This window comes from Sphaerochaeta sp., from assembly GCA_022482495.1.
GTDB lineage: Bacteria > Spirochaetota > Spirochaetia > Sphaerochaetales > Sphaerochaetaceae > RUG023.
Genome location: JAKVPA010000004.1, coordinates 103,940 through 118,444, shown reverse-complemented (window position 1 = coordinate 118,444; position 14,505 = coordinate 103,940). Strand labels below are relative to the sequence as shown.

At 57.3% G+C, this 14,505-nt stretch carries 12 protein-coding genes and 1 pseudogene; 4 read left to right on the top strand and 9 right to left on the bottom strand.

The window, feature by feature from the left end; genetic code table 11:
- Positions 1-73: 73 nt before the first annotated feature.
- Positions 74-733 carry a redox-sensing transcriptional repressor Rex gene (locus LKE28_05970; protein MCH3907786.1) on the top strand — a complete coding sequence of 220 codons (660 nt, stop codon included), beginning with the start codon at positions 74-76 and terminating at the stop codon, positions 731-733.
- On the opposite strand, the gene LKE28_05965 is transcribed toward LKE28_05970, so the two are convergent.
- The 3 genes from LKE28_05965 to LKE28_05955 are packed head-to-tail and all read right to left on the bottom strand — an operon-like array spanning position 708 to position 4,547.
- The gene (locus tag LKE28_05965; protein ID MCH3907785.1) at positions 708-1,700 is read right to left on the bottom strand and encodes an endonuclease/exonuclease/phosphatase family protein; all 993 of its coding nucleotides are present in this window, start codon (positions 1,698-1,700) and stop codon (positions 708-710) included. The two genes, LKE28_05970 and LKE28_05965, sit on opposite strands and share 26 nt — an antisense overlap.
- 35 nt (positions 1,701-1,735) lie before the next feature.
- Positions 1,736-3,964 carry an MFS transporter gene (locus LKE28_05960; GenBank protein MCH3907784.1) on the bottom strand — a complete coding sequence of 743 codons (2,229 nt, stop codon included), beginning with the start codon at positions 3,962-3,964 and terminating at the stop codon, positions 1,736-1,738.
- Positions 3,965-3,968: 4 nt separating this feature from the next.
- Complete coding sequence (locus LKE28_05955; protein MCH3907783.1) at positions 3,969-4,547, bottom strand: ATP-dependent Clp protease proteolytic subunit; 579 nt, start codon at positions 4,545-4,547, stop codon at positions 3,969-3,971.
- Between the two features lie 80 nt (positions 4,548-4,627).
- Between LKE28_05955 and era the strand changes: the two are divergent.
- Positions 4,628-5,507: pseudogene (gene era, locus LKE28_05950) on the top strand (GTPase Era).
- A 50-nt stretch (positions 5,508-5,557) separates the two neighbouring features.
- On the opposite strand, the gene LKE28_05945 reads toward era, so the two are convergent.
- The gene (locus tag LKE28_05945; GenBank protein ID MCH3907782.1) at positions 5,558-6,127 is read right to left on the bottom strand and encodes a flavodoxin family protein; all 570 of its coding nucleotides are present in this window, start codon (positions 6,125-6,127) and stop codon (positions 5,558-5,560) included.
- Entirely contained in the window at positions 6,127-7,713 is a 1,587-nt protein-coding gene (lysS, locus tag LKE28_05940) for a lysine--tRNA ligase (protein MCH3907781.1), read from the bottom strand. The genes LKE28_05945 and lysS overlap by 1 nt, the downstream gene beginning before the upstream one ends.
- Before the next feature lie 77 nt (positions 7,714-7,790).
- On the opposite strand from lysS, the gene LKE28_05935 reads away from it, so the two are divergent.
- Together LKE28_05935 and LKE28_05930 are read left to right on the top strand one after the other, a co-directional pair.
- Positions 7,791-8,495: a septal ring lytic transglycosylase RlpA family protein gene (locus tag LKE28_05935; protein ID MCH3907780.1), complete on the top strand. Its 705-nt coding sequence runs from the start codon at positions 7,791-7,793 to the stop codon at positions 8,493-8,495.
- Positions 8,482-9,855 (top strand): MATE family efflux transporter, encoded by a 1,374-nt coding sequence (locus LKE28_05930; GenBank protein ID MCH3907779.1) that lies wholly within the window; start codon positions 8,482-8,484, stop codon positions 9,853-9,855. Before LKE28_05935 ends, LKE28_05930 begins: the two co-directional genes overlap by 14 nt.
- A 60-nt stretch (positions 9,856-9,915) precedes the next feature.
- Here LKE28_05930 and LKE28_05925 read toward each other — a convergent pair whose 3' ends face one another.
- The 4 genes from LKE28_05925 to LKE28_05910 all read right to left on the bottom strand — a co-directional run bounded on the left by LKE28_05925 (position 9,916) and on the right by LKE28_05910 (position 14,487).
- Positions 9,916-11,211, bottom strand: a complete 1,296-nt coding sequence (locus LKE28_05925) for an ATP-binding protein (protein MCH3907778.1) — start codon at positions 11,209-11,211, stop codon at positions 9,916-9,918.
- 737 nt (positions 11,212-11,948) lie between these two features.
- Positions 11,949-12,212 (bottom strand): transposase, encoded by a 264-nt coding sequence (locus tag LKE28_05920; protein MCH3907777.1) that lies wholly within the window; start codon positions 12,210-12,212, stop codon positions 11,949-11,951.
- 155 nt (positions 12,213-12,367) lie between these two features.
- Positions 12,368-13,258, bottom strand: coding sequence for an AAA family ATPase (locus tag LKE28_05915; GenBank protein MCH3907776.1), 891 nt, complete (start codon positions 13,256-13,258; stop codon positions 12,368-12,370).
- Positions 13,255-14,487: a DDE-type integrase/transposase/recombinase gene (locus LKE28_05910; protein ID MCH3907775.1), complete on the bottom strand. Its 1,233-nt coding sequence runs from the start codon at positions 14,485-14,487 to the stop codon at positions 13,255-13,257. The genes LKE28_05915 and LKE28_05910 overlap by 4 nt, the downstream gene beginning before the upstream one ends.
- Positions 14,488-14,505 lie beyond the last annotated feature (18 nt).

Sequence of the window (14,505 nt, the reverse complement as noted above, 5' to 3'; positions counted from 1 at the left end):
AAATAACTTCGAATTTTATTGACCGTTTTTTCAGTTTCATGTAATATGATTCACATAAACAGGAGGCAAGAACGTGAATAACGAGCAACTTGTACGAATCACCCGATACTACAGGGCCCTTAATAGACTCCGGACCATCGGTCTCGAAAAAGTGTTTGCGCATAACCTTGCCGACGCCGCAGGCGTCAGCCCCGCCATTGTGCGCAAGGATTTCTCCCAATTGTCCATCCACGGACAGAAACGGGGTGGGTATGAGATCCCCGAACTGGTCGCCGTGCTGGGCAAGATCCTGGGCAAAGGCAAACCGCAGAACTGCATCATCATCGGATGCGGACGCATTGGAAAGGCGTTGATGCACTACGCCGGGTTCGAGCCGGATGGCATCCGAGTCGTCGCGGGATTCGACAACGATCCCAATGTATATACGGATGCATCCAGCCCGATCCCGATGTACTCTCTGAACCGTCTGGAAGAGATTGTCAGCGCGTTGAAGGTCCAGGTGGGGATCATCACCGTTCCGGAGATCGCAGCCCAGGAAAGCTACGACCGTCTGCTGAAAGCCGGCGTCCGTGGCGTGCTGAACTTCAGCCCGGTGACCCTCAAACCGGAAAAGCAGGAAGATGGCAGCGTACCGGTCGTCCACAACATCAACATCGCGCTGGAACTGGAGCAGATCTTCTACGAACTGAAGTTCCCGCCGCAGGCGTCTAAGTCCCGATCAATCGAATCCTGATGGGGAAATGATCGCTGTAGCCGGACAGGAGCGTCCTGTCCCAGGCAAACGGCGTTCCATCAGCGTTGCACACCAGAGGCTGGGAGAGAATGGAGAAATCCAGGAAATCCCAGCCTTTACCGTCAAAAAGCGCTCCCTGCCCCAGCATCTGGTCGAACCGGTGCCAGACGGACTGGTAGACGTAGGAGCCTTTCCCCAGATCCAATGAGGAATCCAGATACGGACTGTACCACACCGGCCCGGAAACCCGGCTCCGGTTGCCGGTCACGGGGAGCGACCCGTTTTGGGTGTACAGCGCCGTGGAAGGAAGATCCAGCAGCACCAGCGCCGTCTGCTCCCCTGCCGTCCGTGAGACATCCGGATCCTCATTGAAATCCCCGCAGACCACCACCAGCGCGTCGTTCCACTCTGATGCCGCCGACGCCACGGTCCGCGCCATGTCAATCCTCGCCTCCTCCGTATCCGTCCCAATCTGGCTCTTGCCATGCACCCCGTACAGGATGATCCGCTGCCCCCCCACGGAAAAGGAAGCCTCCAGTATCGGGCGTCCAGTGTGCCCATGATGGGAGCGGACGAACTCCGGCTCAACCTTGCTGGCGATGCCGATGCCGATCGGAGAGGAGGGATCCTTGACCACGGCAAAGTACGTCCATCCAGAGCGGGAGAGATGGAGGCGCATCAGATCTTCCATTACGCCCCGATGTTCCACCTCCTGGAGGACCAGGACGTCGGCATCACGGATTTCCGATGTGCGAAGCACCTGGGAAAGACGGGACAGGCGCGCCTTGTACGCGGCATCCGTCCACCCGCCATCCGGGGTATACTCGGAATACTCCGTTCCATCCAGATGGGCGTCCATCAGATTCTGGACGTTGTACGAAACGATGGTGAACAACTGCGGCGCCGGGGTTTCGGCGCCACAGGAGAAGAACAGGGAGCAAAACAGGGCAAGCAGCAACAGACGCATGCATTCCCTACCACCGGATTCCCCCAGCTGGTCGTTCAGGCGGAATGGGAGTTCTTTTCCAATGAATAACAGAAGTACAGTTCGGCAAGCGCGTCCTGCACGTCAAACAGGGCGATATCCATCTCCCGCGCCTTGAGGAGTCCCTTTCTGAGGTTCTCGAACCGAGGATTATACGTGACATCACAATCATCCAGAAGAGACAGGCAGAAGGTACGCACATCCATCCAGTTCTCCGTCTCGAACATCTCGAAGATATCGTTGTAGTGCTGGTCGATGGCGGACAGATCCCGCGCGTCAGTGAGGAAATCGGAGAGGAAGTCATCCACGTCCCCGTTGTTCATCAACTCATACAGGTAGGCAAGCCGGGGGGAGCCGAACTTCAGGAAACTGGCGAGGACGGCGTACCGGGTCTGACGGAACGTCGCGCTGCGCTGTTGGGTGACGGACAGGAAGAAATCCTGGTAGAACGTCCCCTCCTTGTCGATCTCCCGCTTGGCGATCAGATAGTCGATCTCTTCATCGATGTGACGGGTGTTCAGGGAAAGCCTGGTGATGATGTCCAGATACCGGGAATCCCCGCCGCTCTGGCGGGCCAGGGAACGGCTGGCCATGGAGCGCACCGACGACCAGTGGCCTTCCAGAAGTCCTTCCAGCGCGGTACGGGCTTTCGGTCCACGATACGACCCCAACGCGCCGATGGCGTTCAGCTGCACGTAGGAATCGTCATCCTCGGCGATCCGTATCAAATCGTCCAGCAACGCAGGCCGGGGCTTCTCCCCCAAGCTTCGGATGGCATCCTCCGTATCCGGGGAAAACGGATTGGCCAGGATTTCCCTCAGCTCGCTGGTGGCCAGGTTGTTCAGGTTGCTGCCCAACGAAAGCAACAGTTCCCGTCGTTTGGTCGGATCCTTGGTCTTCTGCAATCGCTCGATCATCGAGACGGCCTGGATCCCATGCAGGGAGAAGACCACCCCGGCGGCATCCTTGGTGCTGTACGACCCCACCTCCTGAAGCCGGGTGGAGATCACCACCACCACAAGATCCATCACCATGGCGAACAAAAAGACCAACGTGTAGGGGTTCCCCGCGCTCTTGCCACCCAGCACGAATATGTTCTCCGCCAAGGAGGAGAAATTGGCCATCAATCCGGAAAGGAAACCGGCCGCCAAGGCGAACAGGGCGATGACGAAGTTGACCATGGCGTTGAACGGCACGGCATCATCATCCGGCATCACCTGGGCGATCAGGCGCACCACCAGCAGGTTGACCGACGAAAGGAAGAAATTGGTGACGAACCCCAGAAAATAGTACCACAGAGGGTCGACGTTCACCGGAAAAACCGCCCAGAGGAACAGGCAGAACAACGACGCCACCCCAGAGATGAAGACCAGCGGTTTGGAACCGATCCGGTCGGCCAGATCCTTGGTGGCAAGGCCGGCACACACCACGGCCAGCCCCAGGGTGACCGAATAGAACATTACCCAGCTGGAGGAGAGGTGAAGCACCACCCTGAGATACGGCACGGTCATGTTGAATACGATGATCGCCACGGTGGAGAACCACCGCAGGAACAGGCGGCGGCGCAGCGAAGGATTCCGCATCGAGGCACGCACCTGATAGGTGACGCCATGGCCTTTGGTGTACTGCACCGTACTGCGGCACGGAATCTTTCCGACGAACCGGGAGGAGACCAGGTTGGCCGCCACGCCGAACATCTGCAGGCTGACCATGCCCAGCACGGTGGCGAAAAACTGCAGGGTCAGCACCACGCTGGTGATCAAACGAAAGAACATGGAGGAAAGCTGGTAGGCGATGTTCACCTCGGAGACGACACGCCCCCGGTTGGAGACGGATGAGATGCTCTTGACGGTAAAGTCGTTGAACGCGATCCCGATCATCCGGAACACGCAGAACAACGTGAAGACCACCAGCAGGACGATGCGCGCCCACTGAGGATTGAGAAACAGGACGGCAAGGTACCCCAGCGAGCAGAGGGAACGGGCGTACCAGGCGAACGCCTGGCATTTGATCTGGTTCTTTCCCTGGAAGATCAGCGGGACGATCGGCAGCACGATGCCGCCGATGTATGCCGCCGAGGAGATGTATCCCAGCGCGAAGTTCCCCGCTTGGAACGCAACGGCCAGCAGGTAGACCAACGTGTCGCCGAGGAGCGGGAACGCGATCCCGTTGATGCTCTCCTCAATGACCATGCACCTGCGGCCGTACTGCTTCTCGGTCTCGCTGAGATATTTGGTGAACGGCATGGACTCAGGCCAGTTCCGACCTGCTTGTGATGATGTGTCCTACCAAACCATAGGTCAGGGCCTCTTCGCTGGTCATCCAGTGATCCCGTTCGGTATCCTTGGAGACGACGGAAATGTCCTTTCCGGTCTGTTCGGCGATCAGATGATCAAGCTTGGTCCGAAGCCGTTCCAACTGGGCGGCATGGATCTGGATGTCCGTGGCGACTCCCTTCATCCCGCTCATCGGCTGATGGATCAGATAGGTGGAATTGGGGAACGCGAACCGCCGCTCCCGGGGAACGGCGACGTACAGGAGCGACGCGGCCGAAGCGACCAAGCCACAGCCGACCATCACCACGGGGGAAGCGATGAACCGGACGGTGTCGAACATGGCGAAACCGGCATCCACGTCCCCGCCGGGGCTGTTGATGAACACGGTGATCTTCCCGTCTCCCTCACTGTCCAGCACCAACAGTTGTTTGATGAACGCATCGGCGCTGTCCTTGTTGATCTCTCCGCTGACCACGACGGAACGGGTCTTCAGCAATTTTTCCCCCAACGATGGATCCTGTACAGGGGCTTTCTTTTCTTGTTCTTCAGCCATTTGTTGTTCCTTCCTGTGGAAGTATAATTGAAAAGGGACGTGGGGACAACTATACTCAACGGGATATGGGAGGGGAAAGCATGAAATGCGCCACCGTGGCCGTCATCGGACGACCGTCATCAGGAAAGAGCACGCTGGTCAACACGATCTGCGAAATGAAAGTCTCCATCACCGCAGCGACTCCGCAGACGACCCGCAACGCCATCCGAGGAATCTACACCGACCAACGAGGCCAGTTGATCTTCACCGACACCCCGGGCTACCACCTCTCCGAACAGAAGCTCAACCTGAAGCTTCAGGAGACGGCCAAGGCGAGCCTTGAGGAAACGGACATCGTCCTGTACGTCATCGACCCCACCCGCAAGGGAGGGGAAGAGGAGCTTGCCATCGCCCATCTGTTGGGCGCGATCAAGACACCGGTGGTCGCCGTGCTGAACAAAAGCGATATCGCAAGCGGCATGGAAATGCTGGAAGCCGAATCCTTCCTCACCACCAACCTCCCCCAGGCCAAACGACTCCATGCATCGGCCAAGGAGGACAACGGCGTCGATGAAATCCTCATCGCCTTGTTCGACCTGGCCAAGGAAGGGGAAACTGCTCTATCCGGAAGACGAACGGACCGACCAGAGCCTGGAATTCCGGATCACCGAGATCATCCGGGAGAAAGCCATCGCCACCGTCACCCAGGAAATCCCCCACGCCATCTATGTGGAATTGGCCGACCTGGAAAACCAGGAAGAGACCAACACCATCTGGATCCGGGCGTTCATCGTGGTGGAGACGGACAGCCAGAAAGGCATCGTCATCGGCGCAGGCGGCCGGAACATCCGTGATATCCGCGTGGCGGCGTTCAAGGAGATCAAAGGAATCTTCCCCGGCAGGAAACTCCAGTTGGATCTCAGAGTCAAAGCCCAGCCCAAGTGGCGGAAGAACGACCAGATCCTCAGCAGGATCCTGTAACAAAAAAAGCCGGGCGTCTCCGTCCGGCCTTCTTGCCAACCACCAATCCGTCACCGGATGAAGTTGGTACGTTCCTTCTTCTCTTCCACCGGTTTGGGAAGATCCGCCTTGGCGATGGAGGAGAGCAGCCACGCCATGTTGGCGCCCAGCACCCGCATCACCTGCATCCCTTCCTTGTCCTGACGAACCTCGTCCGGCGTGTTGCCATGGACGCTGTTCCAGTACTGGGAGGAGACCACCGGCATCTGGCTGATGGTGAAATACTTGTTCAGCTCATCAAACGTCGCGCTGGCTCCGCCCCGTCTGCAGGAGACGACGCAGCATGCCGGCTTCAGGCGCATCGCCGAGCCGAACTCGGAAAACAACCGGTCAAGAAACGCCGAGCAGACACCGGTGCAGGCGGCATAGTGGACGGGAGAACCGACCACCAGGCCGTCACAAGTTTCCATCAAGTGTCCGCACGCTTTGATCCGATCGGGCGAGAACGAATCCCCGGTGTTTCCGATGTGGAACCACACCGTCTCGATCCCCGCCTTCTTCAATGACGACTCCACCTCGCTCATCGCGGTGAAGGTGCACCCCTTCTCATGGGGGCTGCCGTTCAACATCAATACTTTCATCAGCAATACCTCTGCAAAATGGGAAGGACCTTGGCTTTCCCGCAGGAATGGATGAAATCGGCAAGCTTCGGTCCACGGTCTTTGGCGATCAACACCTGGTAGACTGCCTTGAAGAAATCAGGAGTCTGCAGGTCATTGTCCTTGGCGCAGGCGTACATCCGGGTGGAGAACTCATCCGGGGAAATGTCATCCATCGCCTCCACCACCTTGGCCAGCGCGGCGACCGCCTTCTGTTCCTGTGGCCCCAGCGCCACGTTCTCCTGGTCCAACGTGGCCAGGTGGAAACGGAAATCCTCCGGGGCGTACTTTTCCAGCCAATGCTTGGCGCAGGTCGCCTTGGCAACCAAGCGATCCATCTGCTCCGGCTTGACGTCGGACAGCGACGCGATCGTCTCTGCCACATCCAGCTCGTGGATCTGCAGCAGGTTGCACAGATGGCGGAACGGCACCTGGTAGCCGATCATCTTCGGCACGTCCTCGCTGATCTGCGAAAGCTCGTAGATCCGTTTCTCATACGCCCTGCGCTTCTCGCTGACGGGAAGCACGCCGAAATAAATCCGTTCGCAGTTGTCGTAATCCTCGTACAGCTTCAGTACATCCAAATCGAAACTGATGGCGAATTCCCGGTTGGGTACGGTGCAGGCGAACAGATAGCGGGTCAGTTGCGGCGTGTAGATGTCCAGGACATCCGGCAGGGAAATGACGTCCCCGCTGGACGAAGAGATCTTTCCGCCATGCCCCTTGATGGAGATGAAATCATACTGGAACGACACCGGAGCGTGCCAGCCGAACAACTCGACGATCTTCCGGGAGGTATCGAACGACCCGCCTTCGCTGTGGTGGTCCTTGCCGGCCGGCTCGAAATCGACGTGTTCCCGGCTCCAGCGCATCGGCCAGTCAACCCGCCAGGGGAGTTTGGCGTTGGGTGTGGTGCGCAGGTCGATGGTCTCTTCCTTGCCCACATCCTCGTCCCGGTAGGTCAGGCCCCACTGCCCGTCCCAGCCGATCACCTTGGTGTCGTCCTTGTTGGTGAACGAAGAGAAGACGGAGACGGGATACCAGTCATCGGGAAGCGGCTCGGTGCGGAACTCGTCCAGGATTTTCTTGATGGCGTCCCGGTTCTCCAGCGCCTTGCGGATCCCCTCGGCGTACATGCCACTGCGGTACCGCTGGGCCTGATACAGGTACTCCGGGAAAATGCCTACTTCGGGAAGCACCTGCTCCACGTCCAACTCGTTTCCACGGGCATAGTTGTCCGCCCGCTTGGTGGTATCGGGCACCATGGTGATGGGGAAGCGCAGATACTGCTCCAACAGCTCCGGCTGGGGCATGTTCTTCGGTACTTTGCGGAACACATCATAGTCGTCCCAGCTGTAGATGAACCGCACCTTCTTGCCCCGTTCCCGAAGGGCCCTGACGATCAGATCAACCGAGATGATCTCCCGGAAGTTCCCGATATGTACCGTGCCGGACGGAGTGATGCCGCTCGCGCAGGTGTACAACTCCTTGTCACCCTTCTCGCGAATGATCTTATCGGCATACACATCCGCCCAATGCATCGCATTCTGTTCGTTCTTGTCGCTCATAGTACCCGTAGTATAGTGAATGAAAAGGAAACACACAACTGTTGCAATTTCAAATGGCGGGGGCGTATACTTGAGGCATGAAACGCCTTCTGTGTATCGTTACGCTGATCTGTCTTGCCCTCTTCCCGGTGCTTGCCGCCGAGGATGACGAACTGTCCGGAATCGCCTCCTGGTACACCTCGGACAACAGCGAGAGCCTTACCGCCAACGGCGAGGCATTCGACCCCCAGGCGCTCACCGCAGCCCACAAGACGCTGAAGTTCGGCACCATCGTCAAGGTGACCAACACCAAGAACGGCAAAAGCGTTGAAGTGAAGATCAACGACCGTGGTCCGTTCGTCGAGGGAAGGATCATCGACCTGACTCCGAAGGCGGCCCAGGCGATCGGCATGCTGGAGGCGGGCATCTCACCGGTGACGCTCACCATCGTCTATGAACCGGAAGTGCCGGAGTCCAAATACAACCGGGCGGGGGACACCGGATGGTATCTGCTGCAGGTAGGGGCGTTCTCTTCCCCTTCCACCGCGCTGGTTCGTTACGAGCAGATGCGACAAGCAGGACTGAGGCCGTACGCAGAGCTTCCTGGACGGTGGTCTGGTTCGCCTGTCTGCCCGTTGGGTTCCCCAGTACCAGCTGGAAACAGTGATGAAAACCCTCTCCAAGCTGGGATTCGACCAAACAAAGATCCTGAAGAAAAGCGAAGTCAATCCGTACAAATGAGCACGGACAGGATTGTCCAAACCTCCCGGCGGGGGTATCGTGTTCCAGATGACGAACCATGACTCAAAGTTCCTGGCCACCGCGCCGGTCGGTCCCCTGCTGTTCCGCCTGGCCGTTCCCACAGTGACGGCCCAGTTGATCAACATGCTGTACAACGTGGTTGACCGGATCTACATCGGCCACATCCCAAACGAAGGTCCGCTCGCCTTGACGGGAGTTGGCGTCTGCATGCCGGCCCTGATGGTGATCGCGGCGTTCGCGGCCTTGGTGGGCAGTGGTGGCGCGCCCAAAGCATCCATGCTGCTCGGCCAAGGTCGGAGAGAGGACGCTGAGCGGGTGATGGGGCAATCCTGCACCGTCCTGCTGTTCATTTCCGTCATCCTCACCATCCTGCTCCAATGGCGGGGGAATGCAATCCTCACGCTGTTCGGCGCAAGCGGCAACACCATGCCGTACGCCCAGGCGTACCTTTCCATCTACGCATGGGGAACGGTCTTCGTCCAGCTGACGCTGGGGATGAACGCTTTCATCATCGCGCAAGGATACACCACCACCGGCATGCTCTCCGTGGTGATCGGAGCCGTCTCCAATTGTCTGCTCGACCCGCTGTTCATCTTCGTCTTCCACATGGGGGTGCGGGGGGCGGCTTGGGCCACCGTTCTCTCCCAGGCCCTTTCCACCTTCTGGATCATGAAGTTTCTCAGGGGGAAGCGGACGGAACTCCACCTTACGTCACGCAACCTGCCGCTCCAGGCTTCCGTCATCCTTCCCTCGCTGGCCCTCGGTCTGTCCACCTTCGTCATGCAGGTGACGGAAAGTGCCTTGATGGTCTGTTTCAACAGCTCCCTGCTCCGTTACGGTGGGGATATCGCCGTGGGGGCGATGACAATCATCTCCAGCGTCAATCTGTTCCTTGTGCTTCCCCTGCAGGGAGTCGGACAAGGCGCCCAGCCGATCATGAGTTTCAACTATGGCGCCGGCAATATTCCCCGGGTAAAACGGACGTTCCATCTGTTGCTACGGACCAGCCTGCTCTGGTCGATGGGGTTCTGGGCGGTGGTACAGCTGTTTCCCGGACTGTTCACCGGTATCTTCACCACCGATCCCGCGTTGACGGCATTCACCAAACGCGCCGCGCGGATCTACTTCGGAGGCCTTGGCTTGATCGGCATCCAGATGGCATGCCAGACGACGTTCGTCTCCCTGGGCCGGACCAAGGAATCCATCATCGTCGCGTCGGTTCGCAAGCTGGTGCTGCTCATTCCGTTGATCTACCTGCTCCCTCACCTCCTTGCCAAAGACAAAACCACCGCGGTATTCCTTGCCGAACCGATCGCCGACATCCTTGCCGTCACTTTCACTGCCATCCTGTTCGCCACCCAGGCGAAGCGGATCTTCAGCACCAGCAGAAACGCATCCTGAAAAACGGTGCGCTTTTCCCCCAATCCATCCCATTCCCCAAAATCCTAGGAGGAGACAGAATCACCAACTCCGCAAACTGTTTTGATCCAGGAGAAAATCGTACAGTCCAAGCCGGAGAATCCCATCTTCATCCAGCCACGGTTTTGCCCGGGTTTTTGTAATGATGACTTTCCGAAACCCATCACGGATCGCCAGCAATGATCGCTTTTCCTGGAGTTTTTTCTTTTCGTCGTCGACGGACAGAGCGGACTGGATATACAGGCGGTCCATCCCCAAATTGACCACAAAGTCAACCTCAAGGTTCTTTCTCACCTGTTTTCCGTCCGCCCCCTTCTCAGAATGGTTGACCACACCAACATCCACATGGTAGCCCCGTGCGACCAATTCATTGAAAATGATGTTTTCCATCAGATGACTTTCTTCCTGCTGGCGGAAGTTGAGTCTGGCGTTCCGCAGCCCCACATCGGTACAGAAATACTTGCTCGGATACTGAAAATATCGTTTTCCTTTCACATCATACCGTTTCACTTCGCAGAACAGGAACGAATCGGACAGATACCTGAGATACGATGAAACGGTTTCTGCATCGATGCGCTTCCCCAATGCGCTGGTCAATGTCCGGGAGATTTTGCTTGCATTGGTCAGGGAGCCGATGGAAGAACAGAGCGCGTCGGTGATCATGCCAAGCGCGGCTTGGTACTTGATTCCATATCGTTCCACAATGTCTTTGAAGTAAATCTCCTCAAATAATCCGGAGAGATACCGTTGCTTCTTTTCGTTTTGATCCAGATTGAGTACATACGGCATGCCTCCATACAGGGCATAGCTTTCATAGGCATCAGCCTTGTCGCCTCCAACGCACGAAAAGAATTCCGAAAAGCGTAACGGATACACAGGGATCACATCCCCTCTTCCCCGAAATTCGGTCATCACATCGGTGGAGAGAAACCGTGAGTTGCTTCCCGTCACATACACGTCCACATTCTGCATCCGCAGCAGGCTGTTGAGCACACCATACAGCCCAAACGGTTTGTCCTTCACTGCCAGTTCCTCCTTGGAAATGGCATATTGGGCCTCATCGATGAACACATAATATGGTTGATCCGTATGGATGATCCTCTGCATGATGGCCTGATAGAGCTCATGCGGGTCACAAAGACGTTCATTCTCTATCCGATCAAGAGCGATCATGATGATGTGATCTTCCTTGACTCCTTCCGAAATCAGAAAATCATGATAGAGCTTGAACAAAAGAAAGCTCTTCCCGCACCGTCTGATACCGGTAAGTACTTTGACCAACCCGTTGAACCTGCTTTGTTTCAATGCGTCGATATAGCTTTCTCTGGTACAGATCATCCAAGACCTCATTCGGAAATTATGCACATTTACACAAAACTTCCGAATACATACTATCACACGATTCCGCCAAAGGCAACCTCCATTCGGAACTTCATGCACATTACACAGAACTTCCGATTACAAGTCCTTTCCGTTGCAGATGAAAAACGGGAGACCGTACATCTCCCACACCAATACCTTTTGTTGATTTCCCCTCCCAGCAACAGGAGGTCACACACCGATGGGGCATACTTCGTCTCAAACAATCCAAGAATCATACGAGCATCATGGAGCTTTCTTGCCTCCGCATCTTCCCATCCGACTTATCCAAACATGGTATTGTCCTGTTCACAGAAAAAAACATACGCCATCTCTCAAAGAACGACAATGTTGCAAATACTCCATTACTGAGGGTTTCAAAATGAGTTGTCTCTTCCATTGTTTTTACCTCTGGTCAACAAATACTCACCGGCAAACTATAAAATCAAGGTATGATGTATGAAGAAAATAATACTTGCAAGATTAATTTCCCTCACAACATTATCAGGCTGTCAGCCGGCCTTTTTTTCACCACTTTCATGCCAGAAATTGTCCTTGTTAATCAGTATGACAAGCCCATGATAGCCACGGTAGAGTCTCTCGATTTGTCTCCAAATTCATCAGAATACTCTATTTCGTCCCATTCCACATATCTACTCATTTTCCCGGAAGATTTCTATTCACTCGTGGCCTTTCGCTGTTTATAGTGGGTAGCTCTACATGATTGGCTGCAGGGGGAGAGACAATTCTCCACAGACGAAGTAGATCATGTTCATGAAGTTCCTCATGTTCCTGAAGCCTCTCGCACGGCTCTTGATGATGCTTATCTTCGAGTTGAACCCCTCCAGGATTGCATTGGTCCTCAGGGTCTGGAAGTAGTTAAGAATCTCCACCGCATTCCTTGTCAGGCACTGTGCAAACTTGCGGATTTCCATGACCGCCGAGTTGGCGAATCTGATGGCCAGTGTAGAGTCGAACATTATTCGGACATGCGAATTGAGAAATAAACAGGCACGGGTTTTCGTAAGAATAAACAGGGGCGCTATCTTCCAGGAATAAACGGACAAGCGAGGGGAAAGTGAAGCCCCGGCGGCCAACCGGCACCGGGGCTGGGATGATGATCAAACGGTCCGCTCTACCATCCGGGTCTGGCCTGCACCATGGCTGACGGGTCCGTCACGGGCTGTACCGGCTGGCCCCAGAGCGCCCGCTGGGATTTGCGTACGCATTCCGCGGTCACCATGCGGCAGTCCGTGTTGGCGGCATACTGGAGCGCGGAAAGGGCGTGGTTTCCGATGGAACGGAGGTTCCCGTTGGAGCACTGCCAGAGTGCGTCGAGGGCCATGGCGTCGAATACCTGCCCTTTCGCGCCGGCGAGGCGCATGTGGTGGCCGATGTACCCGTCGAAGTCATCCCTGCCAAGCGGCTGCATGTAGAAGCCTTCGGCGATCCTGCTCATCAGGGGCCTTGCCTGGGGATAGGAGAGTTTCTCGGCGAGCTCCTCCTGCCCGCAGAGCATCAGGGAGAAAAGCGGACGCTTCGCCTCCGGATGCTGGGAGAGAATGTGAAGCTGGGCGTACACATCGCCGCGCAGCAGATGCGCCTCGTCGACGATGAGAATGCACTTCTTGCCGTCATTCTGGATGGCGATGAGCCGTTCCTGGATGAGTCTGACCATGACCGACGGCTGGTAGGGCTTGAACTCGATGCCCAGGGCGGCGAGGATCTGGCGGAGGAACTCGGTGAAGGACCAGATGCCACCGACTACCTCCAGCACCATCGCCTGGTGCTGGGCGAGCCGGTCACAGGCGAAGCGCAAGGCGCTTGACTTGCCGCATCCGACCGCGCCGATGATGGCGTAGAACATGCTGTTCTGGAAGGCGAACTCGGTCATGCCGCTGACGGCCTCCATCTGGGGCAGCGCGTACATCTCCTTGGGATGGAGCGTCTGGGGGAACGGCTGGCGGCGGAGTTCAAAGAACTGGGTCATGGGGACGTTGGCGTTCCGCTGGGTGGACGGGCTCATCGCACACCCCCTTGGGAACGGCGGGCGAAATAGTTCGCCGTCCGGTCAACCGGCCGGAGAAGTCCGATGGAAGCCCCGTTGAAGAACCCCTCGCAGGTGTGCAGGGGGTCGTCGCCGAACCAGCGTATCTCGATCTTCCTGCCGGCGTAGCCGATGGGGACCTCGAGCAGATTTCCCTGGAAACGGATGGTCCTGTCGGCGTTGACCAGACGGGTGTCCTGCCTGCGGAAATACAGGGGCAGGTTGTCGGGCGCCGGCCGGATGGCCTTGAGCTCCCCCAGATAACACTGCAGGGGCGAGATTCCGTCCAGCGTCATGTGGGGCCGGTGGTTGTACTCGTCGATCCATCGTGCGAAGCGGATGTTCAGCTCGGTGACCGTCAGCGGCTCGCGGGGGAGCATGGAGAGGAACTGTTGCCTTACCGTGCGGTTCCAGCGCTCCACCACACCCTTCGAGGCTGGGGAATAGGGCCGTGCGAAGATGAGGTGGACCCCCAGCTGGGCGCACCCCAGCCGGAGACGGTCGTCACGGAAGGACGCCCCGTTGTCGACGAACACCGTCTTGGGAAGTCCTCGCAGGCGGAAAGCCTGCCACAGGCAGTCAAGGTAGCTGTCCGCGCTCTCGTCACCATACCATGCGGCATGGCACACCAGGCGGCTTTTGTTGTCGATGCAGACGAACAGGATGGCGGTGCGGCGGCTGCCGTCGGGCATCACGGCCATGGGGCCGTGGAGCGCGTCGGACTGCCACATGTCATTGATGGACGGGGCGCGGTACGCCCTCCGGTCCTGCTGTTTCGGGTCCCAGCCGTTCTTCTCCCTGTTGATGATCGTATAGATGGTGGCCATGCCCGCACGGTCTTCCGGTCCGAAGACGCCGTCACGCTCCATCTCCTTCACGATGGTGGTCAGCGGTTTCTCCGGATTCGCCTTCCACCGCTGCAGCAGCGCATCCTCCGTCTCCCCGGAGATTGATCTTCTCCTGCCACGGTCGCTCCGGTGGGCCGGGGCGAGGCTGTCGATGGTGCCCGTCTTCTGGTAGGCGCGGAGCCATTTCCACACCGTACCCGGGGAGATGGTCGTCTTCTTGGAATGGGGGATGCGATATTCCCTCGAGCATATCTCCCGTATCTTCGCCGACAGGGAGCCGTCCTTCCCGCTGAGGTTCTGCAGCGGGAAGATGATGTTGAAGCGGAAGAGCGCCTTCTCTTCCTCCTTGGTCAACGCCATGGTGTCTTCTCCTTCGCA